The sequence below is a fragment of the Thiorhodococcus drewsii AZ1 genome, assembly GCF_000224065.1.
GTDB classification, from domain to species: Bacteria; Pseudomonadota; Gammaproteobacteria; order Chromatiales; family Chromatiaceae; genus Imhoffiella; species Imhoffiella drewsii.
Window position 1 is genome coordinate 129,657 of sequence record NZ_AFWT01000010.1, and the last position, 23,293, is coordinate 152,949.

20 protein-coding genes are annotated in these 23,293 nt (G+C 64.1%); 2 read left to right on the forward strand and 18 right to left on the reverse strand.

The annotated features are described in order from the left end of the window. Nucleotides 1-9: 9 nt before the first annotated feature. The 18 genes from THIDRDRAFT_RS08910 to polA form a co-directional block, all read right to left on the reverse strand. Nucleotides 10-420 carry an anti-sigma regulatory factor gene (locus THIDRDRAFT_RS08910; protein WP_007040503.1) on the reverse strand — a complete coding sequence of 137 codons (411 nt, stop codon included), beginning with the start codon at nt 418-420 and terminating at the stop codon, nt 10-12. Further along, nucleotides 413-805 (reverse strand): STAS domain-containing protein, encoded by a 393-nt coding sequence (locus THIDRDRAFT_RS08915; protein ID WP_007040504.1) that lies wholly within the window; start codon nt 803-805, stop codon nt 413-415. The genes THIDRDRAFT_RS08910 and THIDRDRAFT_RS08915 overlap by 8 nt, the downstream gene beginning before the upstream one ends. Beyond that, entirely contained in the window at nt 802-1,656 is an 855-nt protein-coding gene (locus THIDRDRAFT_RS08920; RefSeq protein WP_040844355.1) for an STAS domain-containing protein, read from the reverse strand. The genes THIDRDRAFT_RS08915 and THIDRDRAFT_RS08920 overlap by 4 nt, the downstream gene beginning before the upstream one ends. Before the next feature lie 208 nt (nt 1,657-1,864). Continuing rightward, the gene (locus tag THIDRDRAFT_RS08925; RefSeq protein WP_007040506.1) at nt 1,865-3,121 is read right to left on the reverse strand and encodes a methyl-accepting chemotaxis protein; all 1,257 of its coding nucleotides are present in this window, start codon (nt 3,119-3,121) and stop codon (nt 1,865-1,867) included. Nucleotides 3,122-3,132: 11 nt separating this feature from the next. Then, nucleotides 3,133-3,507, reverse strand: coding sequence for a response regulator (locus THIDRDRAFT_RS08930; RefSeq protein ID WP_007040507.1), 375 nt, complete (start codon nt 3,505-3,507; stop codon nt 3,133-3,135). A gap of 10 nt (nt 3,508-3,517) precedes the next feature. Continuing rightward, the gene (locus THIDRDRAFT_RS08935) at nt 3,518-3,754 is read right to left on the reverse strand and encodes a hypothetical protein (protein WP_007040508.1); all 237 of its coding nucleotides are present in this window, start codon (nt 3,752-3,754) and stop codon (nt 3,518-3,520) included. After that, the gene (locus THIDRDRAFT_RS08940; RefSeq protein WP_007040509.1) at nt 3,754-6,129 is read right to left on the reverse strand and encodes a chemotaxis protein CheA; all 2,376 of its coding nucleotides are present in this window, start codon (nt 6,127-6,129) and stop codon (nt 3,754-3,756) included. The genes THIDRDRAFT_RS08935 and THIDRDRAFT_RS08940 overlap by 1 nt, the downstream gene beginning before the upstream one ends. Then, complete coding sequence (locus tag THIDRDRAFT_RS08945; RefSeq protein ID WP_007040510.1) at nt 6,126-6,518, reverse strand: response regulator; 393 nt, start codon at nt 6,516-6,518, stop codon at nt 6,126-6,128. Before THIDRDRAFT_RS08945 ends, THIDRDRAFT_RS08940 begins: the two co-directional genes overlap by 4 nt. Continuing rightward, nucleotides 6,515-7,363: a CheR family methyltransferase gene (locus tag THIDRDRAFT_RS08950; RefSeq protein WP_007040511.1), complete on the reverse strand. Its 849-nt coding sequence runs from the start codon at nt 7,361-7,363 to the stop codon at nt 6,515-6,517. Before THIDRDRAFT_RS08950 ends, THIDRDRAFT_RS08945 begins: the two co-directional genes overlap by 4 nt. Nucleotides 7,364-7,370: 7 nt before the next feature. Next, on the reverse strand, nt 7,371-7,994 hold the full coding sequence (locus THIDRDRAFT_RS08955) for a HEAT repeat domain-containing protein (RefSeq protein WP_007040512.1): 624 nt from the start codon (nt 7,992-7,994) through the stop codon (nt 7,371-7,373). 58 nt (nt 7,995-8,052) lie between these two features. Continuing rightward, a complete protein-coding gene (locus THIDRDRAFT_RS08960; RefSeq protein WP_007040513.1) occupies nt 8,053-8,247 on the reverse strand; it encodes a hypothetical protein in 195 nt (64 codons plus the stop codon). A gap of 78 nt (nt 8,248-8,325) precedes the next feature. Next, entirely contained in the window at nt 8,326-9,408 is a 1,083-nt protein-coding gene (gene cheB, locus THIDRDRAFT_RS08965; protein WP_007040514.1) for a chemotaxis-specific protein-glutamate methyltransferase CheB, read from the reverse strand. A gap of 27 nt (nt 9,409-9,435) precedes the next feature. Beyond that, nucleotides 9,436-11,013, reverse strand: a complete 1,578-nt coding sequence (locus THIDRDRAFT_RS08970; protein ID WP_007040515.1) for a chemotaxis protein CheW — start codon at nt 11,011-11,013, stop codon at nt 9,436-9,438. Between the two features lie 29 nt (nt 11,014-11,042). After that, nucleotides 11,043-12,959, reverse strand: a complete 1,917-nt coding sequence (locus tag THIDRDRAFT_RS08975) for a methyl-accepting chemotaxis protein (RefSeq protein ID WP_007040516.1) — start codon at nt 12,957-12,959, stop codon at nt 11,043-11,045. Between the two features lie 312 nt (nt 12,960-13,271). Continuing rightward, a complete protein-coding gene (locus THIDRDRAFT_RS08980; protein WP_007040517.1) occupies nt 13,272-13,658 on the reverse strand; it encodes a hypothetical protein in 387 nt (128 codons plus the stop codon). A 59-nt stretch (nt 13,659-13,717) separates the two neighbouring features. Further along, on the reverse strand, nt 13,718-14,329 hold the full coding sequence (locus THIDRDRAFT_RS08985) for a hypothetical protein (protein ID WP_007040518.1): 612 nt from the start codon (nt 14,327-14,329) through the stop codon (nt 13,718-13,720). Nucleotides 14,330-14,354: 25 nt separating this feature from the next. After that, a complete protein-coding gene (locus THIDRDRAFT_RS08990) occupies nt 14,355-14,696 on the reverse strand; it encodes a TfoX/Sxy family protein (RefSeq protein WP_007040519.1) in 342 nt (113 codons plus the stop codon). 361 nt (nt 14,697-15,057) lie between these two features. After that, nucleotides 15,058-17,760: a DNA polymerase I gene (gene polA, locus THIDRDRAFT_RS08995; RefSeq protein ID WP_007040520.1), complete on the reverse strand. Its 2,703-nt coding sequence runs from the start codon at nt 17,758-17,760 to the stop codon at nt 15,058-15,060. A gap of 120 nt (nt 17,761-17,880) precedes the next feature. On the opposite strand from polA, the gene rapA reads away from it, so the two are divergent. Together rapA and THIDRDRAFT_RS23715 are read left to right on the forward strand one after the other, a co-directional pair. Beyond that, nucleotides 17,881-20,661, forward strand: coding sequence for an RNA polymerase-associated protein RapA (gene rapA, locus THIDRDRAFT_RS09000; protein ID WP_007040521.1), 2,781 nt, complete (start codon nt 17,881-17,883; stop codon nt 20,659-20,661). 141 nt (nt 20,662-20,802) lie between these two features. Continuing rightward, nucleotides 20,803-23,283, forward strand: coding sequence for a putative bifunctional diguanylate cyclase/phosphodiesterase (locus tag THIDRDRAFT_RS23715; protein WP_159105399.1), 2,481 nt, complete (start codon nt 20,803-20,805; stop codon nt 23,281-23,283). Nucleotides 23,284-23,293 lie beyond the last annotated feature (10 nt).

The following is a 23,293-nucleotide window of genomic DNA, read 5'->3' on the forward strand; positions in this document are numbered from 1 at the left end:
CGCATCAGCTCACAGTGGCTTGTGTAGGGTGATGCTGATCCGGGTGCGTCCCGGTGCCGATTCGATCTGGAAATCGTCGACCAGACGGCGCGTTCCCGGTAGGCCCGCGCCCAGCCCGCCGCTGGTGCTGTAGCCGTCGGTCATTGCGAGGGCGATGTCCGTGATTCCGGGGCCGCGGTCCTCGACCTGGACCCGGATGCGCCGAGTCCGGTTGTCGGAGGCGTCCTCGACGATGCAGACCCCCTCGCAGGCGTACTGAATGACATTGCGGGCGAGTTCGGAGACGGCGGTGGCGAGGCGCGTCTGGTCTGCCTTGCCGAAGCCGAGTCGCTCGCACAGATCGCGGGTGGCGCGGCGTGCGGTCACGATGTCGGCCGGGGAGAGGACGGGGATTTGAGTGCTAGAGAAGGCGTCACTCATTCTCGTCCTCATCTAAATACGCATCGCCTCGTTTGGCGATGCGCTCCTGGAGGATCTCCATGCCCTGTTCGAGGTTGAAGGCACAATTTGCGCCGAGCAGATCGCGGCCCATCTCGATCAGGGTCATGGCGACGAACGGTTGCACGCCGCAGATGACGGCCTCGGCGCCCAGCAGCCGCACCATGTAGGCCGTGTCGTTGATGACGCGCGCCATGTAGGAGTCGACTACGTCCAGTGCGGTGATGTCGATCGCGACCCCAAGCGCCTCGATTTCTGCCACGCGATTGACCAGGTCCGACTGGAACTCCATGGCGTCGCTGTCGGTGAGATCGACCTGGATCGACACCAGCAGGATGCGTCCCAGATTCAGGATCGGGATCCTCATGGCCGCCGATCCTCAATGGGAGAGATCCGCTGGCCGATCAGCAACAGCGCCTCGGCGATACCGGCGCGCAAGGTCGCGCGGCTGATGACGTCGTTGAAATGGACTCCCAGCTTGGTGAGCGTTTGGGCGCCCTCGGGGCTGATGCCGGTCATGATGACGCGGGTGCCGAGCAGTCGGGCGGCGTCGATCGTTTTCATCAGATGCTGGGCGACACCGGTGTCGATCACGGGCACGCCGGTGAGGTCGAGGATGGTCACGCGCGCTTCGTGACGGGCGATGGCCTCCAGCAATTGCTCGGTGATCTCGCGCGCCCGGACCGTGTCGATGACGCCGATCAGCGGCATCATCAGGATGCGGTTCCACAACCGCAGCACCGGTGTCGAGAGTTCCATCAGAGACAGACTCTGCTGGGCGATGAAACGCTCGCGGACCTCGACGAAGGCGCTGAAGGTCAGCAGTGTCAGTCTGTCGAAGACCCGCTCCAGCCAGATCAGATCGATCAGTGCGTCCGTATGCGACTGGGTGACCAACCGGTTCGACAGCAGGTTTTTGAGTGCCAGTATCAGACTGGTGATCCGGTTCGCGCTGTTGCCGGTGCGCGCCTGGGCGGTGACGAACTGGGTCAGGTGGTTCGCGAGTGGACTCTCGGGATTCAGTTCGAAAGTGTCGGTTGGTGTCTGGTCGATCGCCGCGACGATGTCGTCGAAGATCGCGCGCAGCTTCAAGGTCCATTCGTGAGGCAGGTTCTCAGAATGGCCGTCGTCGCTCCAAATGGTCTGGGCGCGTTGCAGCCACTCGTCGAGCAGTTCAGTACGGTGCTCGCGCAATAGCTGTTTCAGTGGAGTCGTCATCGTTCGAAGTGGCTCCTTGTGATACCCCTGTTTCGAAGTGTGCCCCCGCGACTTGAGGATGCTGGGTCCGCGTCGTGCAGGGAACGCCATGCATCGGCATCTCCTCGGGTGGCGCACTGCCATTCTAGACCCTATTCGCTCCGCATAGCGTCGTTTCGTTTGTGGGTCCTGGGTCTTCGAACCGATAGCGACATGGATCTCCGTCGGATCAGAACAGCTCGATGCGTGGTCCGCTCTCCGTGCTCTCGACATCCTGGCTGAGGCTGGCGTGGCTGGATTCGTTCCGCAGATAGTCGTCGAATATCCCTTGCAGGTGCTCGGGTAGTGTGGGGCGGTTCACGTCTTCGGAAGAGAGCAGTTCGGCGCGCTGGTCCAGTGCCGCGTGCAGGCGCCCCAGTCTCTGACCGACGACATCCTGGTATTGCAGCAGCCCCAGAATCTCGGAGATTTCGGAGGCGAGGTCGCTGTTGTGATGCGTGACCACCGAGAAGAGCGTCTTATAGAACTGACGCATATCCTCGTAGTTGTCCTTGAGTCGTTTGATCGACTCGACCGCGCTGCTGGCCTGTTCGAGTTGACCGCCACTGCCGTCGAGCAGTGAGAGTTTCAGATTGCGCTCCACCGCGCCGAGCGCCCGGTCGAGTCCGGCCTCGATGGTGTCCGCCGCCTCGGCTGCATGGGTGGCGAGTTTCCGTACCTCGCCCGCGACCACCGAGAAGCCGCGCCCGGCCTCGCCTGCGCGCGCGGCCTCGATCGCTGCGTTCAGTGCGAGCAGATTGGTTTGCTTGCTGATCTGCTTGATGGAAGTCGCCAGTCCTTCGAGTTGACGGATGTCGTCGAGTACCGCTTGGATGGCCGACATGTCGGCCTTGATCTTTGTCGGCAGATCCTGAACGAACAGCGCGATCTGAGCGATGTCGTCCACCCGGTTCTCGATATCGTTTTCCATGCTTGCGGCATTGAGCGTCGAGCTGTGTAGATAGTCGAGCAGACGCGTCGCGGCGCTGTTGAGCTGGGTCGTGCGCTCGATAACGGTGAGGGTGGAGGTTTCGGTTTCGGCGACTGCTTCGTCGAGCCGTTCGCCGAAGGCCTGGTCCTGTACGCTCATCAGCTTCAGTGCCTGGCTATTGGCTTGGTGCAGGGCTTCGACCTGGTCCAGGTTATCGTTGCAGGCATCCCATGTTTGATCCATGGCGCCCGTGGTGCGGATGTTGAGGCGGTAGAAGACAAGCCCAGCGACGAAATTCGTCACGAGCAGCGCGCCGCCCACCAGTATCGCATTGGCCTGGGCGGCGTTCAGCCCGAACGCGTGCGCATTGGCGTCGAGCCAGTTGTGACTCACGTATAGCAGGGTCGTGAGCACCAGGGTGCCGATCAGGGTCAGCAAGGCCATGGTGCGGCGCAGGCCCCTGGCCTGTTCTAGGCTCGCGTCGATCATCGCCTGCCGTTGTTTGCGAATGGGCATGGATCGCGGTCTCAGGCGCCGGGCAGCACTTGCTTGATGACCTTGATCAGGTCCGCGCCGCCCACCGGCTTGACCAGCCATCCGGTTGCGCCGAGCTTTTTGGCTTCGTCGCGCTTGGCCTGCTGGCTCTCGGTGGTGAGCGCCAGGATGGGTGTGAAGCGCATGCCCGGAAGGGTGCGAGCATTGCGGATGAAGTCGATGCCGTTCATGTTCGGCATATTGATGTCGGTCAGGATGAGATCCGGCTTGACCCCGCCTTTCAACTTGGTCATAGCCTGAACGCCGTCCCCAGCCGTCTCTACCTTGAAGCCCGCCATTTCCAGGCTGGCCTTGAGACTCATCACCATTGTCGCTGAGTCGTCGACGACCAGTATCACCTTTGACATGAATACATCCTCATGGAGTCAATGCCGCTCGCAGCCAGTCGGCGAGCACACCGTCCCTGGGCCAAGCCGAGACCTTTGGCTTGGCCGCCATCAGCACTTGGAGGTTTGCGGCGTGTAGATGGGTGCAGGCGGAGAGATTGATCCGCCCGCGTGGATGCTTGATCAGCCATTCGAGCAGGATTTCGGCATCCTCGACACCGAGCAGATCGCTGGCAATCACCGTGGTCTTTTTGAATTCGAGCGCCATCAGAGCAGCTCCCTCGGGTTGAACACCAGGAGCACGGAACCGTCCCCCAACAGTGCCGAGCCCGCGTAGCCGTTGAGTCCGCCGAGGAAGCCGGCCAGCGGTTTTAGGATGATGTCGATCGTCTCGCGACAGTCATCGACGATGATCCCGAGATATTCCTGGTCGACCCGAACCACCAGCACGGCGAACTCGTCGTCGTCGTTGGGGATCTGCTCCGCGTTCAGTGCCAGCAGCTCGTTGAGCGACAGCAGCGGCACCAGGCGCCCGCGCAGCACTGTGGTTCGACGGTGCTTGATGGTGCGGATGTCATGGCGCGCGACCCGCACCGTCTCGGCCACCGAGTCCATTGGCACACCAAAGCGTTGTTTGGCGGATTCGATGATCATGACATTGGTGACCGCCATCGAGAGCGGCAGCGAGAGCCTCAGGCTGGTGCCTTGGCCAAGTTGGCTGCGTAGGTCGATAGCGCCGTTCACGCGCGCGATGGCATTGCGCACCACGTCCATGCCGACCCCGCGTCCGGACAGGTCGGTGACCTGCTCGGCGGTCGAGAAGCCGGCGGCGAACACCAGGTTGATCGCCTCCTGGTCGCTCAGACGTTCCAACGCGGTCTCGTCGATCAGGCCGCGCTCATAGGCCTTGCGGCGTATTCGGTTCGGGTCGATGCCGCGTCCGTCATCGGCGATCTCGATCAGCACCCGGTCGGATTCCTGGCGCGCGCTGATGTTCAGGCGTCCTTCGCTCGGCTTGCCGGCCGCGCGGCGCTCCTCGGGCATCTCCAGGCCGTGGTCGAGGCTATTGCGCACGATGTGGACCAGTGGGTCCGCCAGCGCCTCGATGATGTTCTTGTCGGCCTCGGTCGACTCGCCCTCCATCACCAGCCGCACCTCCTTGCCGAGCTTGTGTGCGATGTCGCGTACCAGACGCGGGAAACGCTGGAACACGAACGACACCGGCATCATGCGCACCTGCATGATAGCGTCCTGCATCTCCTCGGCAATACGGTTGATGACCGCGTATTGCGTCTTGATCTCGCGCGCCAGCTCGCGCACCCCGAAGACATCCTCGGCGCGTCCGGCCAGGTAGGGCAGGGCGTTCTTGGCGACGACCATTTCACCGATCAGATTCATCAATCGATCGATCTTGGCCTGGTCGACCTTGAGCGTGCGCGGGTTGGTGAGATGGTCCTCGGCGCGCCGGCCGAATCGGACCGCCTCGGCTTCGGGAGCCTTGGCGCCGCTGCTGTCGGTTGGTGCTCCGGCATCGATATCCGCCGCCTCGCCGATCTCGGTCGGCGGTTGCCGCGCATCGAGCCAGGCGAGCAAGGGTGCTGGCGAGCGAGCGGCGAGTGCCGACGCTAGCGCCGGCTCCAGGGTTTCGACCTCGATCGCGCGGTCCACGCTGATGAAGGCCGCGCTCAGGCTCGCCGCCACCGCACGCAGCCGGCCATCGAGCCAGGGAGGCGTATCGGACAGCGCCAGGATCTCGCGTTGCGCCGCCAGCACTCGATCGAACGACCAGGCGGCCTCGGGGCCGATCGCCGTCGCGCTGGCCTGGGGCGTGTCGGTCTGCATGAGCGCCGACAGCGGCAGAATATCGACCTGATCCGGGACGTAGCGGAAATGCTCGGCGAGTCTCTCGGGCGAGGCGCTGACAATGGCCTCGAAGCGCAGCACGCAGCGATAGGCGTCCAACTCGGCCAGCGCCGGCCAATCCTCGCGCGCCTCCAGGCGGTGCCACAGGGGTGCGCCGAGTTGGAGCATCTGATGGAAGGGGTCCTCGCCCTTGAAGAAACATTCCTCCTCGGGTTCGTAGCCTAGCCAGCAGAGCGATTCGCCTGCGTCGAGTCGTTGTCTCAGATCCTGGCGCGTCTGCTCGGGCAGCGCGCTCAGATCCGGTCCCGCGTCCGTTCGATAGAGGGCGGGCGGTGCGTCCTGTGGGATCTCTTGAGTGCCGTCCGCGTCCAAGGGTGGCGAGTCATCCTGTAGCAGAGATCTCAGTGCCTCGCCGAGCCTGACCGCGTCGCCAGCGTGCCGGGCGGTGCTGGGTGGTGTGTCGTCGGGTGCTTCGGCGATCTCGTCGATCAGGGTCGCAACGAAGTCCATCGCCTCCAGCAGCCGGTCGGCCAGCGCGCGATCGAAGGGCACGCGCCCATCGCGCGCGGCGTCCATCAGGTCCTCGGCGGCGTGCAGAACGCGGGTCATTTCCGGCAGATCGAAGAGACCGCTGTTGCCCTTGAGGGTATGGACCAGACGGAACAGCTCATCCATGAGTGCGGCGTCGTTCGGGCTGTCTTCCAACTGCAGCAGGCGTTCGCCGATGGATTGAAGGACGTCGCGCCCCTCGGTGAGAAATTGGTCGAGCAATGGATTCATGATGGCCGTCCCACATCGGTCGGCGTCATTCCCAGCAGGGTCTGTACGTGCGAGAGCAGCCGCTCGGGTCGGACCGGCTTGACCTGATAGAGGTTGGCTCCGCTCAGAAAGGCCTGGGCCTGATCGTTGGCTGCGGCCTCGGTCGAGACCATGATCGCCGGTGCCTGAGGCAGCTGGTTCTTGCCGCGCAACTCGCGCAGGAAGCCGTAGCCGTCGAGCTTGGGCATGTTGACATCGACCAGATAGAGATCGAATGGGGCCTCGGCCACGCGCTCCAGCGCCTCCAGTCCGTTGACCGCCTCGGTCACCTCGAACCCGGCCGATTCCAGAATGCTACGGTGATAGAGCCGGACCGTCGCGGCATCGTCGATCACGAGGATCCGTTTCATCGCGCCTCCCAAGGTTTCTGATACACGATGGCTTCGGGGAACTTGCGCACCCGGAACAGCGAGGAGATGCGGCTCATGGACTCCGAATGACCGAGACAGACGAAACCGCCTGGATTGAGTGCGTCATAGAAGGACTCTGCGGTCTGCTTGCGCGACAGATCGTCGAAATAGATCAGCAAGTTGCGGCAGAAGATGACATCGAAGTTTCGGTAGCCGCGCATCTCGGCGGCATCGGTGACGTTGGCCCGGGTAAAGTCCACCGCCTCGCGCAGCACGTCGTCGACCCGATAGTGGTCGCCATCGCGATGGAAATACTTGTTGCGCAGACTGAGCGGGAGCTGCTGTAGCGAGCGTTCGCCATAACGTCCGCGTCGCGCCTGGGCGAGGATGTCGGTATCGATATCGGAGGAGATGATCTCGACGTCCAGATCCGCGATGCGTGGCCAGTATTCGAGCAGATAGATGGCGATCCCATAGGCCTCTTCGCCGGACGCGGAAGGCACGGACCAGATCCGGATCGGCGACGAGTCGTCGGCGCGCCGCTCGACCAATTCCTCCAGCACGGAGTCGACCAGGCAGCGGAACTGATACTCCTCGCGGAAGAAGTAGGTCTCGTTGACCGTCATGGAATTGATGAGGGTCTGCAACTCTTCCCCCGATGTCTGAAAGCGCATCATGGTGAAGTAGCCTCGAAACGTCTCGCTGCCCGTGGCGTTCATGCGGTCCAGCAGACGCTTATCTACGAAATAGCGTTTGCTGTCCTCGAAGAGGATGCCGGTCTTGCGATAGAAGAACTCCCTGAAGGTTCGGAAATCCTCTTCGCTAATCGATTTTTGCACGGCCATTTGGGGCTCAGTCTGCGCCGATGCGTTTGAGCGCCAGATCGGCGGCGAATTGGATATAGGGTTCGTCGGCGAAGCGCGACTTGAGTGCCCGCAAGGTCGCCGCCGCGCGTTCCGAGCCGATCTCGCCGAGCAGGTCGACTGCCGTGGCGCAGACATTGACATGGGGGTCTTCGGCGATGACCCGGATCAGCCAGTCCTCGACGCGCGGATGGCGCAGCGACTCCAGCACGTCGACCGCGAAGATGCGCACGTCCGGATCCGGATCCTCCAGCAATTGCCCCATGATCGGGGCCACTTCGTCTGGCAATTGTTTCATCGCCTCGATGGCCGCGTTGCGCAGCATGGCGTCCTCGCTGCGCAGACAGTCGGTCAGTCCGGCGACCGCGATCTCGTCGCCGAGACGCGTCAGACTGGTGAGGATGACCTGGGTCACGCTCGGTTCGGTCTCGATTCGCATCCGCTCGACCAATGCCGCCGAGGCCTCCGGGTGTTCAGCCAGATCGCGGGCCGCCCAGCGTCGTGCCATCGGTTCGGCAGCGTTCAGCGCGGTCAGCAGACCCGATAGGTCGCGGGGCAGATGACGTTCGTCTTTGGCGTCGGCCGGTGTCTGCTGGGATTTCTTCAGTGCCATGCCGTCGATCTCCAAATCCGTGACTGCCTGTTCCGCCGCCGTGTGGTTCCGTCGGAGGCTAGCGTCGACGGACGCCTTGTGGCGATCCCAATCCGGGGTCCGTCGGTTGACCTGAGCGCCAGAGCCGTGCCGCACCGCGCGGCTCGGCGCGCGTCCGAACGGGTGCCGCGCGCTCGGCCTTGCGGATGCGCGCGCGTGCGATCAGCCACCAGTTGTCGGGTTCGAGGTGGGTGTCGAGGTCTTTCTTGGACATGGTCAGTGCCTCCACATGGATGGGCGGACATTCCGCCGAGTGATCCCTGTGTCGAGCGTCCGGCGCACGTTGCCGGTTTCATCGCTCGACCCAGATCTGAAGCTGATCCGCGATCCGTTCGGCGGGCATGACCAGATTCGCCCCGCCGCGCTGGATGAGTTCCGCAGGCATGCCGAACACCACCGCGCTTTCCTCGGACTCGGCGATGGTACGCGCGCCGAGACGTTTCAGCTCGGCGAACGCCTCGGCGCCGTCGTGGCCCATTCCGGTCAGCATCACCGCGATGACGTTGGTCGGATCGCAATGCTCGATGGCCGAGCGTCCCAGCAGCTCGACCGATGGATGCCAGAGATGGGTGGGATCCTCAGGGCGTACCAGGGTCGTCAATCTTCCGCCGCGTCGCGCGATCATCATGTCCGCGCCGCCCCGGCCGATGTAGATGTTGCCCGGCTCGATCGGGGTCGGACGGTTGACCTCCGAGACGGCGAGCTGACAGAGTGTGTCCATGCGCTCGGCGAAGGGCCGGGTGAAGCTCGACGGCATGTGCTGGGCCACCAGCACCGGCCAGGGAAAATCCGCCGACAGCTTGGGCAGGATATCCTCCAGGGTCCGTGGTCCGCCGGTCGAGACCCCGATCAACACCAACCCGTCGCCACGCACGCCCGAGCGACGGATGATGGTGCGCTCGGGTTCCGGCCGCGGGGCTTGGGCGGCGCGGCTCGGGACATTGCCTCGGATGCGCGCCGCCAGCCCGCGCGAGGTACGAATCCGGGCGCGCGCTGCCGCGCGCACCTTGGCGATGACCTCGGACTCGATCTGCACCATCGACAATGAGATGGTGCCATCCGGCTTCGTAATGAAGTCCACGGCGCCCAGATTGAGCGCCTCCAGGGTCGCCATGGCGCCCTTTTCGGTGAGCGAGGACACCATCACGACCGGAACCGGACGCTCCGCCATCAGCAGCGACAGCGCGGTGAGCCCGTCCATTTCCGGCATGTTGATGTCGAGCGTGATGACATCCGGGGCGAAGGAGGCGTTTCCCTCCACCGCCTCGTGGCCATTGCGCGCGAGCCGGATCTCGAAATCGCCCTCGGCCTGAAAGATGGCATTGAGCTGACGGCGCATCAATGCCGAGTCGTCGACGATCAGCAGCTTGATCAAGGTCAGTCCCGTTTCGATCGTTGACGGCTAGGGCTGAGGGCTACCTAGCGCTTCCAGATCCTCGCGCTGCTCCTTGGCGATCAGGCGCGATGGATCAATGAGCTGGATCATGCGCTTCTGGCGCTCAAGATTGGCGACCCGCGCGATCAGTTCCGCCTGCTCGGGCGACAATTGCGGTGCCGGCTCGATCGCGCCGCGCGGGATCTTGAGCACCTCGGCCACCGAATCGACGATGAATCCGGTGCGCACCCCGTCGAGCAGAAACACCATGATGCGCTGGCGGTCGTTGTGCTCGACCGTGGGCAGGCCGAGCCGGCGACGCTGGTCGATGACCGGAAGCACCGATCCGCGCAGATTGATGACGCCCTCGACGAAGCTCGGCGCCTTGGGCACACGGGTCAGTTCCTCGGGGACGCGCACGATTTCCTGTACGCTCTCGATCGGCACCCCGAACTCCTCCTTGTCGAGCCGGAACACCACCAGTTGCTCTTCGTCGTCGTCCTCGTCGTCGCCCGCGAAGCCCGCGTCCAGGTCCGTTTTCTCCCGCATCGTCTCTACGCTGGTCAGCGCCTCCTGGATGGATGAATTGCGGAACAGGTTCTCGGTCGAGATGATGGACACCAGTCGCTTGCCCTCGTCGAGCTGGCAGATCTCGCCAATGTCCGACAAATCATCGTGTCGCGCCAGCAGCTTTGGCATGGCATCGACCGCCGACTTGGGCACCCGCAGTACCTCGTTGACGCAGTCCATGACCAGTCCGACCCCGACATCCTTGAGCTGAACCACCAGAATACGACTGCGCTCGTCTGCGGCGCGCACCGGTAAGCCGAACAGACAGCGCAACGATACCAGCGGCAACAGGCGGTTGCGCAGCGTCATGAGCCCCAGTACGTGTGGCTCGGCGCGTGGCACCTGAACTACCTGATCGGGGAATTGCACGATCTCCTGCACGTGCTCGATCGGGATGGCGTATTCCTGCTCGGCGACCTCGAAACTGACCAGCTGCAACTCGTCCACGTTGTCTTCGTCTTCCTCGCCGTCATTGGACGCGATTTCGGACAGCGCCGCCGCGCTGGTGCGGGCCAGCGTGGCGATGGCCGCGAACTCGGTGTCGATCAGGCGCTGGAAGTCGAGCACCATCACCATCGGGAAACCACTCACGTTCTTGAGCATGCCCGAGAGTAGCTCGCTCTTCACCGTTGCCTTCAAGGCGTCCACATCGTCGATCCGCGAGGGCTCGACCCCGATCACGCTGCTGACACGGTCGACGACGAAGCCCAACGGCTGGCCAAGATCGATCACCAAGGCGCGCGTGGCGTCGTCATTCTCGCGCTCCTCGAACCCGAACAGACGGCGCAGGCTGATGATGGGCAGCACCTTGCCGCGCAGATTGGCCAGCCCCTCCAGGGTCGGCGGCGCCAGCGGCACCCGCACGACCTCCGGCACCCGGATGATCTCCTGCACCGGCGCCATGTCGACCGCGAACACCTCGCTGCCGCAGACGAAGATCACAAACTGACGGACGTCGCTTTCCTGCTCCGTCATGGCATCCTCTACGCCGACCGCAGCCGCTGGTCGCGAGGTTTCGGCCTCTGTATTGGTCATGACTGTCTCCCGCGCAAGGGCGATGGATCTCAGGCGCTCTGCAGTTCGTCGGCGAGCGAGGCGATTTCCTCGATCGCTGCGGCCAGCTCCTCGGCACCTTGAGATTGCTGCTTCGCTGCCGTCGCGGCCTCGGTCGATGCCTGTTCCGCCTCCTGCGCGGCGGCGGAGATCTGGTCGACCCCGGTTTTGATCTGGGCGATCGCGGAGGCGATCTCGTTGGCCGCAGCCTCGATTTCAGCGGTGCCCTTGGCGACTTCGCCGACGTCGCTCTCGATGGTTTCCAGACCGCTGTTGATCGATTTGGCCTTCTCGGCCTCGGTGATGGCCGCCGAGATGATCTCTTCGAGATCGCGTCCGACGACGCCGATCTGGTCTTGTACCGCCTTCACCAGATCCTTGATGCGATCGGCGTTCTCGGCCGAGTCGTGGGCCAGATTGCGGATGTCGGTCGCCACCACCACGAAGCCCTTGCCGAACTCGCCGGCGCGCGCCGCCTCGATCGAACCGTTGACGGCCAGCATGTTGGTCTGGATGGAGACGGTCGTGATGGCGTCGACGATCTTGTCGATCCGCCGCGAGACCAGTTCCAAATCCTTGATCTGTTTGAGACTGGAGCGCGAGGAAACGACCGAGTCGGAAACACCCTCAATGAGCGCCTCGACGCTGGTCTTGTTGGTCGTCAGCAGGCCGCTGATCGCGCTGACCTTCTCCTTCGCAATCTGCGCCCGCTGCAAGGCGATCTCCAAGCCCTTTTCGATTTGCGTGATCGCTGCGGCCGACTCCTCGGTGGAGGATGCCTGGATCTGGGCGCTTTTACGGATCTGGTCGATGGCCGCCATCACCTGCTCGGACGAGCGATTGATCTCCTGCACGGCGGAGGACAACTCCTCGGCCGCCGAGGCGACTTCCTCTGCGCTCTTGCTGATGTCCGTGGAGTTCTTGAGTTCCTCGGCCAGTTCGGAAAGGTTCTGCGCGGCCTGTTCGCACTCGGCCAGCGCCTGGGTCTGCTCGGCCACCGTCTTGGCCGATTCCTCGGCCGCCGCCGATTGCTCCTCGGCCGCCGCCGCGATCTCCTCGGTCCCCTTGAGCGCCTGGAGCGAGGCCGAGCTGGACTGCTGGGCGCCGCTCGCGATCTCCTGGATACCGACGGTCACCTCGGTTGCATCGTTCCGGATCTGTTCGAGCTGAACATTGATGGTCTTGCCGTTTTCGACATCGCTCTGGACCTTGGTCGCCGAGGTGTTGATTCCATGCGAGATGGTCTTGACCTCGGTCTGGATCTGGCCGACCAGATCCTGGATCTGCTTGGCGCTTTTCTCCGAGGTTTCCGCCAGGGTGCGAACCTCGTCCGCCACCACGGCAAACCCCTTGCCATGCTTGCCGGCGCGCGCCGCCTCGATCGCTGCGTTCAAGGCGAGCAGGTTGGTCTGATCGGCAATGCGTGCGACCGCCTTGACGATGTCCCCGATGTTCGCCGCCTGCTGCTCCAGCTCCGCCACCGTTTTGACCGAGTCCGTCTGGCGCTGCGCGGCCACGCCCACGTTGATGATCATCCCCTCCACGTCACTGCTGACCTTGGTGATCAGGCCCTGTGATGCCTCGATCTTGACCTGGGCGCTCTTGGAGCTGTCGAGCTGACGCTCGAGCGCGGTGCCGACCATCTTGAAGGCGGACAGCGACTCCTGAGCCGCGCCGGATGCTTCCTCCGCACCGGTTGCGATCTGGTCGGCGGCACGCTTGAGTTCCTCTGCCGCCGAGGCGGCCTCGTTGATCCCCGATGACAGCTGGGCGGTTGCTGCGGCTACCCGCTCGGCGGCCTGCTGCTGCTTCGCAAGCGTGCGTGCCCGCTTGCGCTGCGCCTCGGCCTCACGAGCGGTTGCGGCATTCGAGCGGGCCTCGCTGGTCGTGCCAGAGGTGGATGAGGAGGGTTTCTTGACGAGTGCCATGACAGTGTCCTGCGCGAAGTGATGGAGGATGGCTCTGTCATCAGGCAGAGCGTTGCTGCGTTGGGGCCATCAACACCATGATCGACCTCCAGTGACGATGTGTGTGTGATCGCCTTCACTTTCGTCGGCATTAAGGCGTCGCGCGCTTGACGAAAGTGATCCCTTTCACGAATCCGATGGCCGCTCGTGTTGCTGGTCCTTTTGAAAATCGGACAACCTTGAGAGCCATACCGTCTCTCGAAAGGCATCGTCGAGTGTCGACCGAGGATGGGCGGCGGCTCGGTTCGGGTGAGAGGTGAAAGAGGGTCTCGATCAGGTGTCGGCTCGGCTGAGCAGCATGGCCGATACGTCCTCGGGGCGTTCCAGGCTCACCTGCAACTCGCGTAGACGCACCGGAAATCCCATGACATAGCCGCGTTGTGCGGGTTTCAGATCGAGCGTCAGGATGCCACGGCCCGAACCGTTCACCAGCCAGCGACCGGCGAAGCCATGCACCCCTCGGCTCACGGGAGGTCGGTTCAGAGACGCGACCGAGGCGATCGCCGTTCTTGGAAAGCGGGCGCTGAAGGCCCAACCCATGCGCACCTCGACCAGATCGCGGCTTATGGACACATAGGATGTCGATGGAGGCAGCAGCAGGAGCGTCGAGAGAAACTCGTACCAGCCATCGAAGCGAATGGAGAATTGCGCGTGCGTCATGTCGCGAGCCGCCTGTGTTTCACGTCGGCTTGGAAGGCCCGAGTGTCCATTGGAAGGGGTCACCCATGCCCGGTTTGAGCAAGTGCTCGGCGCTGAACCGATAGGATTCCGATGATCGCCAAACAGGCCAGACCGATGGTCGCCGGAAAGAGAACTGTCGTGACTGAATGATGCTCCAACGCCAGCACGACGAGCCCATTGCGCACAGCCATCAACATAAAGAATAGGATAGATTCGCTCCGAGGCGCTTGATACGCCTTCCTGATCGTCGGCCCGAAACCGAGCAGGTCGACTCCGGTCAGAACCACCACCGCCCACAGCGGATCCGAGGTCGCATACCAGAACGGAAGCGAGGACAGAGCAGCCAGGAACAGGACCCAGTCTACGCTACTGATCGAGACATCCGCTCGCCTTATCCAGGCCAGGACCGCGATCGACAGGGTGAAGAGCCCCGAGACCCCGATCGGCCAGGCGCCGACCCCGCCCTCCGCCGCCATCTGCGCCAGAAAGACCACCGACGTCGTCAATCCCCAGACGATCCAGGAGAAGACGTGCGGTCGCACACTGCCCCGCAGAATCCCCATCAGATAGGGCAGAAAGGCCAGACAGGTGAGCGCGATCGCCGTCGCGCTGAGGATCTCGCGATAGAGTTCAACGGTAGGGTGCGGCATTGCGGACGAATCGATCTGCGTGGAATCAGCGTGTCGTGCGTTTTTTGCGCGGCTTCCTCGGCTTGGGCTCCGGCAGTTCCCGGCTGGTCGCAAGCACCAGCTCGGTCAGTGCGTCGGCGTCGTCGATCAGGTCGGTGGCCAGGAAGTGCGGCTTGGCGCCGGGGTAGGGCGGGGCTTCCTGGGGTGCCTCCAGGAGCGCCCGTCCGGCGGTCGTGGGCTTGATGAACAGCTGGTTGTCGCAGATCAGGGCGACGACCTTGCCGGCCTGATAGAGGGCGTATTCGCCGAACATCTTGCGGAATGAGACGTCTCCGGCCGATTGCAGTTGATCGCAGACGTATTCGACGAAGCTGTGTTCTGTGGCCATACGCCAATCCTCTCGGTGGAAATGTCTGCTTTTAAATCCAGGTGCGCTTGGTGTCCAAGCGTCGTTCGAGGGCGTGCCTTGGTGGCACTCTGAGAGGCAAGGCGAAGCGCCTGGGCAGGGACCGCGTTGCGGAGATTGGGGCGGGTGGCTTCTTGATCTGCCGTCGTTGCTTCGCTCGGATGACGGCCCGGTTCGCGCGGCACAATAAAGAAACCCCCGAAGTCCGGGGGTAGGGGCTTCGGGGGAACATTGCCCGGCTTGGGGATGCCGGGTTCCGGGATCTCCAACCAGGGGGGGAATGGGAGATCCCAGCTCGCTCGTACTATATGATTCAAGAGTATAGCGGAAGTTCCCGACTACGTTAGTGTGCTTCTTCCCAATTATCCCCGATGCCGATATCCACGATCAGCGGGACGGCGAGTTGGGCGGCCGATTCCATGGCGGCGCGGATGGGCTGGCGGCTGTCCTCGATGGCATCCTCGGCGATTTCGAGCACCAGTTCGTCGTGCACCTGCATGATGATGCGCGCTGGCGGGCGCTCGCGCTGGATCCAGTCGTCCACGGCGATCATGGCGCGCTTGATGATGTCGGCGGCGGTGCCCTGCATGGGGGCGTTGATGGCGGTACGCTCGGCGGCGGCGCGTCGGCTCTGGTTGCTGTGGTTGATCTCGGGGAGATAGAGCCGGCGACCGAACAGGGTTTCGACGTATTTGTCCTCGTGCGCCTTGGCGCGGGTGCGTTCCATGAAGTCCTTGACGCCCGGATAGCGTTGGAAGTAGCGGTCCACATACTCCTGCGCGGCCCCGCGCGTGATTCCGAGCTGTTTGGCGAGTCCGAAGGCCGACATGCCGTAGATGAGCCCGAAGTTGACCGCCTTGGCCGAGCGGCGCTGTTCGCCGGTGACCTGCTCGGGGTCGAGGTCGAGGATCTCGGCGGCGGTGGCGCGATGGATGTCCTGTCCGCGGGAAAAGGCGGCCAGCAGGCGTTCGTCGCCCGAGAGGTGGGCCATGATGCGCAGCTCGATCTGCGAATAGTCTGCGGCGAGCAGCCGGTGTCCCGGCTCGGCGACGAAGGCGTGGCGGATGCGCCGGCCCTCCTCGGTGCGGATGGGAATGTTCTGCAGGTTGGGGTCGCTGGAGGAGAGCCGCCCGGTGGCGGCGACCGCCTGATGGTAGGAGGTGTGCACCCGTCCGGTCTCGGCGTTGACCATCTGGGGCAGCTTGTCGGTGTAGGTCGACTTGAGCTTGGACAGCCCTCGATGCTGGAGGATGAGGCGGGGCAGGGCGTGCCCCTGGTCGGCGAGCTGCTCCAGCACGTCCTCGGAGGTGGATGGCGCGCCCTTGGGCGTCTTGGCGATGGGCTTGATGCCCTGTTCGTCGAACAGGATGGCGCCGATCTGTTTGGGCGAGCCCATATTGAATGGGCGTCCGGCGACCTCGTGCGCCTCGGCCTCCAGTGCCGCGATGCGCTGGCTGAGCTCCTGGCTCTGTTGGGCGAGCAGGTCGCGGTCGATCCGCACCCCGGTGCGCTCGATCCGCGAGAGGATCTCGACCAGCGGCATTTCGGTGTCGCGGTAGAGTTCGGCGAGCGATGGTGTGGCCTCCAGCTGGGGCCAGAGGGTCTGATGCAGCCGCAGCGTGACGTCGGCGTCCTCGGCGGCATAGTGTCCGGCCGGTTCGAGCGGGATCTGGTCGAAGGTGATCTGCTTGGCACCCTTGCCGGCGATGTCCTCGAAATGGACGGTGTTTCGATTCAGGTATTTTTTGGCCAGGGTGTCCATGTCGTGGCGACCGATGCTGTCGAGCACGTAGCTCTCCAGCATGGTGTCGTGGGCGACGCCGCGCATCCGGATGTCGTAGCGCGCCAGGACGCTCATGTCGTATTTGAGGTTCTGCCCGACCTTGAGCCGGTTAGGGTCTTCGAGTAGCGGCTTGAGGCGGGCCAGGACGGCATCGCGATCGAGTTGATCCGGGACGCCGAGATAGCGGTGGGCGAGCGGGACGTAGGCGGCCTGTCCCGGCTCGACCGCAAAGGAGACCCCGACCAGCTCGGCGACCATGTAGTCGAGCGCGGTGGTCTCGGTGTCGAAGGCGAAGAGTTCGGCCCCCTCCAGCCGGCTCATCCAGGTGTCGAACGACGCCTGGGTTAGAACTAGATCGTAGTCGGTGTCCTGCGGACTGGGCGTGTCGGATGCCTCCGGCGTTTCGGACGCGTCGTCCAGGCTGGCGAGCAGACGGCGCGATTCGATGCGCGCGTACCAGGTGCGCAAGGTCTCGCGATCGGGCGGGGTCGGGGCGAGATCGGCCGGCCCCAGGTCGAGCTGGACGTCGCGCTTGATGGTGGTGAGCTGGCGCGCGAGCTGGAGCTGATCCAGCACCGAGCGCAGGTTCTCGCCGACCTTTCCTTTGATCCGCTCGGCGTTGGTGATCACGCCGTCCAGGTCGCCGTACTCCCCGATCCATTTGGCGGCGGTCTTGGGGCCGCATTTGGGCACGCCTGGCACGTTGTCGGCGCTGTCGCCCATGAGACTGAGATAGTCGACGATGCGCTCGGGCGGCACGCCGAACTTCTCGCGTACCCCCTCGGGGTCGAGCCAGGTGTCGGTCATGGTATTGACCAGGGTGACCCGCTCGCCGACCAGCTGGGCCATGTCCTTGTCGCCGGTCGAGATGAGGGTCTGGATGCCCTGTTCGGCGGCCTGGGTGGCGAGGGTGCCGATGACGTCGTCGGCCTCGACCTCGGGGATCACCAGCAGCGGCAGGCCCATGGCGCGGATGATGTCCTGAAGCGGCTGGATCTGCTCGCGCAGATCCTCCGGCATCGGCGGGCGGTGCGCCTTGTAGTCTGGATAGAGGTCGTTGCGGAAGTTCTTGCCGGCGGCGTCGAAGATTACGCCGATGTAGTCCGGACGATGTGCGTCGATCAGCTTGCGCAGCATGTTGAGCACGCCGATCAGAGCGCCTGTGGCCTCGCCTTTGGAGTTGGTGAGCTTGGGCAGCGCGTGGTAGGCCCGGAACAGATACCCGGAGGCATCGACCAGGATCAGTGGGTACTGGGTCGCCATGGTGGATCTCGTCGTCAGCGATTCGAATGCGATCGCAGAACGGTAGCACAGCCGTTGGGTCTCATTGGCCGCCGGTGTAGGATAGGCCGCTTTTCTGAACGGCTCGAATCTGTGAGTAGCATGCTTGACTTCGTTCCTGGCCAACGCTGGCTGAGTGAGACCCAGGGCGAACTGGGCCTTGGTATCGTCATTTCCACCGATGGGCGCTGTGTGCGCATCGCCTTTCCCGCCACCGGAGAGACCCGTCTTTACGCGATGCGCGAGGCGCCGTTGGCGCGGGTGGAGCTTGGGGCGGGCGAGCGGATCCGCGATCATAAGGGACATGAACTGCGGGTGACCGGAACCCGTGTCGACGAGGGGCTCATTACCTATCTCTGCGAGGACCAAAGCGGGCGATACCGCGAGCTTCCCGAGGCCCAGCTCGACGATCGCATGCGCGTCAACCGTCCGCAGCAGCGTCTGCTGGCCGGTCGCATCGATAGCGATACCTGGTTCACCCTGCGGCTGCGCACCTGGATGCAACGTATGGCCGAGTCTGGTTCGCCGACTCAGGGTCTGCTCGGACCGCGCGTCGCTCTCATCCCGCATCAGCTTCAAATCGCCGCCGAGGTAGCGGGGCGCGACGCGCCTCGGGTGCTGCTGGCCGATGAGGTGGGGCTCGGCAAGACCATCGAGGCGGGCCTGATCCTGCATCGCATGCTGTTGACCGGCGCCGCGCGCCGGGTGCTGATCGTCACCCCTGAGCCGCTGCTGCATCAGTGGCTGGTCGAGATGCGCCGGCGTTTCAATCTGCGCTTCGCCCTGTTCGACCAGGAGCGGGTCGAGTCGATGCCGGACGCCAATCCCTTCCTCGACGACCAGCAGGTGCTCTGCAGTCTGGATCTGATCGCCTCCCACGGACGGGCTCGCGAGACGGTGATCGAGGGCGACTGGGATCTGCTGGTGGTGGACGAAGCCCATCATCTGACCTGGTCGGAGACCGAATCGAGTCCCGGCTATCAGGTCATCGCCGAGTTGGCCGAGCGCACGCCAGGCGTGCTGCTGTTGACCGCAACGCCGGAGCAGCTGGGGCGCGCCGGACACTTCGGACGTCTGCGTCTGCTCGACCCGGCGCGTTTCCACGACTATGCCGCCTTCCTCGCCGAGGAGGAGGGCTATGCCCCGCTGGCAGATCTGGCAGCGCGTCTGCTCGACGGCGAGCCGCTGTCGGATGCGGATCGGACGCTGCTCGGTTCGCTGATCGAGGATGCGGACCGGCTCGGGACCGAGGAGATCCTCGCCCGACTGCTCGATCGCCACGGGACCGGACGGGTGCTGTTCCGCAATACCCGCGCCGCGATTCCCGGTTTTCCGGGGCGCGAGCTGCATGCCTATCCCTTGCCGCTGCCCGCCTGTTACAGCGCGCTCGATGGCGACGCCCGGGCGCTCCTGACGCCAGAGCGTTTGGCCGACAAGTCCTGGCTGGACGAGGATCCGCGCATCGACTGGTTGATCGAGACACTGCGCGAGTTGCGTCCGGCCAAGGTGCTGTTGATCTGCGCCCATGCCCGCACCGTGCTGGAGCTGCGCGAGGCGTTGTTGCGACGCGCAGGGCTGTTCGCCGCGATCTTCCATGAGGACATGGAGATCGTGGAGCGCGACCGTGCGGCGGCCTATTTCGCCGCCGCCGAGGATGGCACTCAGCTGCTGCTGTGCTCCGAGATCGGTAGCGAGGGACGCAACTTCCAGTTTGCGCATCATCTGATTCTTTTCGATCTGCCCCTGGTACCGGATCTGCTGGAGCAGCGCATCGGTCGGCTCGACCGCATCGGTCAGACCGAGACCATCCGTATCCACGTGCCCTATCTCACCGGTACTCCGGGTGAGGTGCTGTTCCGCTGGTATGCCGAGGGGCTGGGCGCGTTCGATGCCACCTGTCCGGCGGCGACGGCGGTCTATGAACAGGTGCGCGACGATCTGATGGAGGCCCTGGAGGATCCGGCCCGAGTGGAACCGCTCATCGCCGATACGCGCGACCTCAGTATGCGCATCAACGCCGACCTCGCGGCCGGACGCGACCGGTTGCTGGAGCTGCATTCGCATCGGCCCGAGCTCTCGGCGCCGCTGGTGGACCGCATCGAGGAGCTGGACGCCAGCCGCGAGGCATCCGACTACATGATGCGTTTCTGGGATAACTTCGGCGTCGAGTACGAGCCCGGCACCGGTGGTTCGGTGGTGCTGCGTCCGGGTCCGCAGATGCTGCACGAGACCTTTCCCAGGCTGCCCGAGGATGGGCTGACTGCGACCTTCGACCGTGCCGGTGCATTGGCCCACGAGGACCGCGAATTTCTGACCTGGGAGCATCCCATGGTGCGCGATGCGATGGAGTTGCTGACGGCCTCCGATCTGGGGACCTCGTCCGTGACCCTCTTGCGCAGCAGCCAGTTCAAGCGGGCGACCCTGCTGCTGGAGATGCTCTATGTCGCCGAGTGTCCGGCGCCGCCCGAGCTGCTGGTGGGGCGTTTCCTGCCGCCGACCCTGTTGCATCTGCTGCTCGATGTCGAGGGTCGCGATCTGGCCGGCGAGATCGAGCATGCCGATCTGCGCGGCGACTGTCTGACCCGCAATTACAAGCTGGCGCGCTCGGTGATCAAATCGCAGGTCCCGCGTCTCGCGGCCATGCTGGAACGCGGAGAGTCGCTGGCGAAGGCCGAGGTCGCCCGTCTGGAGTCCGAGGCCATGGTACGCATGCGTGCCCTGCTCGGCGAGGAACTGGATCGACTGACGGCGCTCGCCGAGGTCAATCCCAACGTGCGTTCCGATGAGATCGAACGGTTGCATGCCCGGCGCGAGCGACTGGAAGGCTATCTCACCAAAACCCATCTACGCCTCGATGCCGTGCGTGTGATCGTGACGACCTGAGTTCCAAGGGTTCAAGCGGCCGCTCGGGTTACCCGCCACACGACCGACAGTGATACCTTCAGTGATAGGTAACCGATAACGATATAGATTCAGTGGTGCCAGGATGGGATGAACGGCGAGCTGCGAAACGGATCCGCGTCCGTGCCCCAGCCCCGGCCCTTCGGTATGGGGTGGGGACGGGCGTTTTTGCTTCGGCATCGGCTGGGTCTGAGCGCCCGGATCGTCCTCTTTGCACTCGCGCTGGCGATCGCTCCACTGCTGTTGTTCGGGCTCTCGACGCTGACCGAGACCGAGGCCGAGCTGAAGAGCGCGGTCAACGAACGGGTGCTGGCAACCGCTCGCGGTCTCATGGACCGGATCCGGCTCGTCGTGGAGCCGACCCGGACCGCACTCGTTCTACTGCGCGATGCGGTGGACGACCCGCGCGTTCCGCCCGACGGCAAGCTCGCCATGCTGGAGGGAAGTCTGCGTGGCCTGCCCGCTGTGCGCGCCCTGCGGGTTTCGGTCGCCGGGCAGTCGCCGATTTTCTTGTTCGAACGCTCCTTCAAGGCCAGTCTCGATCACCTCCGGCCAGACCTGGAGACGCTGCTCGCGTCGGTCGAGCCCCCAGCCTCGGGAGCGTCCCCCTGGCAGGTCCGGACATCGGCTCCGCTGCGTATCGAGGCGCTCGATCGTTGGCTGCTGCCCTTGCATATCCAATTTCGCGCGCCCTTGAACGAGCGACGGGCGAGCCTTCTGGCCTATCTGGACGTGACCGACCTGATACGCCAGTTGGGGCGCGAGGGCTTCGATCATCCCGGTGGCGTTTGGGTCTTGGACGAGACGGGTGCGCCCGTCTTTCCGTCGCGGTCTGAACCAGGTACAGGTCCGCCGCTCCTCGTCGGAGACATGCCGGATCTCCAGTCCAGCGGACCTGGCACCTTGCTCGCGACACCCTTCGAGGGCGCGGACGGGACGTCCATGCTGGGCGCCTTCGCAGTCCTCGACTTTCCGCCTTGGGTGCTGTTGGTCGGTGCGCCCGAACGCCAGGCCTATGGGTTGGCTCAGCGGGTGCGTGAGCATCTGCTGTGGTGGTTGGTGTTGTCCGCCTGCGTCGGGCTGGTCGGTGCGCTGATTCTGTCGCGTCGTGTTGGGCGTCCGATCCGCGAGATGGCGGTCGTCGCGGAGCGGGTCGGCGGCGGCGATCTCGGGGCGCGGGTGGGTCATGTGTCCCGGGACGACGAGATCGGACTGTTGGGCGAGCGTCTCGATTGGATGATCGGGGAACTGGAGCAGGGACATCGGCAGCTCGATATGCTCGCCCACCAGGATCCGCTCACCGGACTGCCGAATCGACGCTCGGTGCTGCAGTATCTGCAACGGGTGCTCCCCGAACTCGACGGGGAGACCGATTCGGTTGCGGTCTTTTTCCTCGATCTCGATCGTTTCAAGCGGGTGAATGACAGCCTCGGGCATGGTGTGGGCGACGAGCTGTTGCGGCTCGCGGCGAGGCGTCTGAGCGAGAAACTGGGCGAGGATGAATGGGCGGCCCGGTTGGCTGGCGATGAGTTTCTGGTGATTCGGCGTGGTGCCGCCGACCGGGAGGCGATCTCCAGAGTCGCGATGCGTCTGATCGGGGCCTTCAGCGCGCCCTTCTATCTGGCCGATGTCGAGCTGCAGCTGGGAAGCAGCATCGGCATTGCCGTCGCGCCTTGTAATGGCATTGAGGTCACCGAGCTCATCACCAATGCGGATATGGCCATGTATCGCGCCAAGGAGCTGGGGCGGGGGCAATACCATTTCTTCGATGCCGAGCTCAAGACGTGCGCGGTGCGCAAGCTCAGGCTCGACGTGCGATTGCGTCGTGCCTTTGAGCGGGGCGAGCTGGAGGTCTACTATCAACCGCAGGTCGACATCGACAGCCACCGGATCCTGGCCGCCGAGGCGTTGCTGCGTTGGCCCGATGGCGAGGGCCGCTTCGTCGCCTCGCCCGGCGAGTTCATCCCGCTGGCCGAGGAGACCGGTCTGATCCTTCCGCTCGGCGATTGGGTGATGGAGGCCGTTTGCGCTCAGATCAGCGCCTGGCTGCTGCGAGGGGCACCTCCGGTCACGGTGTCGGTGAATGTGTCATCGCTCCAGTTCAGGCGTAGCGATTACGTCGGTCGCGTATGCTCGGCGCTCGACCGCAGCGCTCTGAATGCCCGCCACTTGGGGCTGGAGCTGACCGAGTCGCTCTTGCTGGATGACGTGGACCTGGCGATCGGTCGCATGGAACAGCTCAAGGAAATGGGGGTTCAGTTGATGATCGACGACTTCGGAACCGGCTATTCGTCGCTCGCCTATCTGCGGCGCTTTCCGCTCGATTATCTCAAGGTTGCGCAGGAGTTCGTCGCGGGCATCGAGACGAATCGGCACGATGCCATGATCGTCGGTGCCGTCATCGCGCTATCCAAAAGCCTGGGGCTCAATATCATCGCGGAGGGTGTCGAGACGGCGGGGCAGCTCGCCTATCTCTCCGAGCGGCGCTGCGATCTGATTCAGGGGTACTATTTTGCCCGTCCGCTTCGGGCGGACGATTTTGTTGCGCTCTTGGAGCGCGGCCCGATTCAGACGCCCGCTTTTCCCGTGCGTTTGGGTGCCTGAGTCGAGGCGT

Coding starts and splice junctions, on each gene's coding strand:
- THIDRDRAFT_RS08960 (WP_007040513.1), bottom strand. CDS start 8,247: ATGTCCAAGAAAGACCTCGACACCCACCTCGAACCCGACAACTGGTGG.
- THIDRDRAFT_RS08925 (WP_007040506.1), bottom strand. CDS start 3,121: ATGCCCATTCGCAAACAACGGCAGGCGATGATCGACGCGAGCCTAGAA.
- THIDRDRAFT_RS08955 (WP_007040512.1), bottom strand. CDS start 7,994: ATGGCACTGAAGAAATCCCAGCAGACACCGGCCGACGCCAAAGACGAA.
- polA (WP_007040520.1), bottom strand. CDS start 17,760: ATGGCGACCCAGTACCCACTGATCCTGGTCGATGCCTCCGGGTATCTG.
- THIDRDRAFT_RS08915 (WP_007040504.1), bottom strand. CDS start 805: ATGAGGATCCCGATCCTGAATCTGGGACGCATCCTGCTGGTGTCGATC.
- THIDRDRAFT_RS08980 (WP_007040517.1), bottom strand. CDS start 13,658: ATGACGCACGCGCAATTCTCCATTCGCTTCGATGGCTGGTACGAGTTT.
- THIDRDRAFT_RS08940 (WP_007040509.1), bottom strand. CDS start 6,129: ATGAATCCATTGCTCGACCAATTTCTCACCGAGGGGCGCGACGTCCTT.
- THIDRDRAFT_RS08920 (WP_040844355.1), bottom strand. CDS start 1,656: ATGACGACTCCACTGAAACAGCTATTGCGCGAGCACCGTACTGAACTG.
- rapA (WP_007040521.1), top strand. CDS start 17,881: ATGCTTGACTTCGTTCCTGGCCAACGCTGGCTGAGTGAGACCCAGGGC.
- THIDRDRAFT_RS08910 (WP_007040503.1), bottom strand. CDS start 420: ATGAGTGACGCCTTCTCTAGCACTCAAATCCCCGTCCTCTCCCCGGCC.
- THIDRDRAFT_RS08975 (WP_007040516.1), bottom strand. CDS start 12,959: ATGGCACTCGTCAAGAAACCCTCCTCATCCACCTCTGGCACGACCAGC.
- THIDRDRAFT_RS08950 (WP_007040511.1), bottom strand. CDS start 7,363: ATGGCCGTGCAAAAATCGATTAGCGAAGAGGATTTCCGAACCTTCAGG.
- THIDRDRAFT_RS08935 (WP_007040508.1), bottom strand. CDS start 3,754: ATGGCGCTCGAATTCAAAAAGACCACGGTGATTGCCAGCGATCTGCTC.
- THIDRDRAFT_RS08945 (WP_007040510.1), bottom strand. CDS start 6,518: ATGAAACGGATCCTCGTGATCGACGATGCCGCGACGGTCCGGCTCTAT.
- THIDRDRAFT_RS08930 (WP_007040507.1), bottom strand. CDS start 3,507: ATGTCAAAGGTGATACTGGTCGTCGACGACTCAGCGACAATGGTGATG.
- THIDRDRAFT_RS08985 (WP_007040518.1), bottom strand. CDS start 14,329: ATGCCGCACCCTACCGTTGAACTCTATCGCGAGATCCTCAGCGCGACG.
- THIDRDRAFT_RS08970 (WP_007040515.1), bottom strand. CDS start 11,013: ATGACCAATACAGAGGCCGAAACCTCGCGACCAGCGGCTGCGGTCGGC.
- THIDRDRAFT_RS08990 (WP_007040519.1), bottom strand. CDS start 14,696: ATGGCCACAGAACACAGCTTCGTCGAATACGTCTGCGATCAACTGCAA.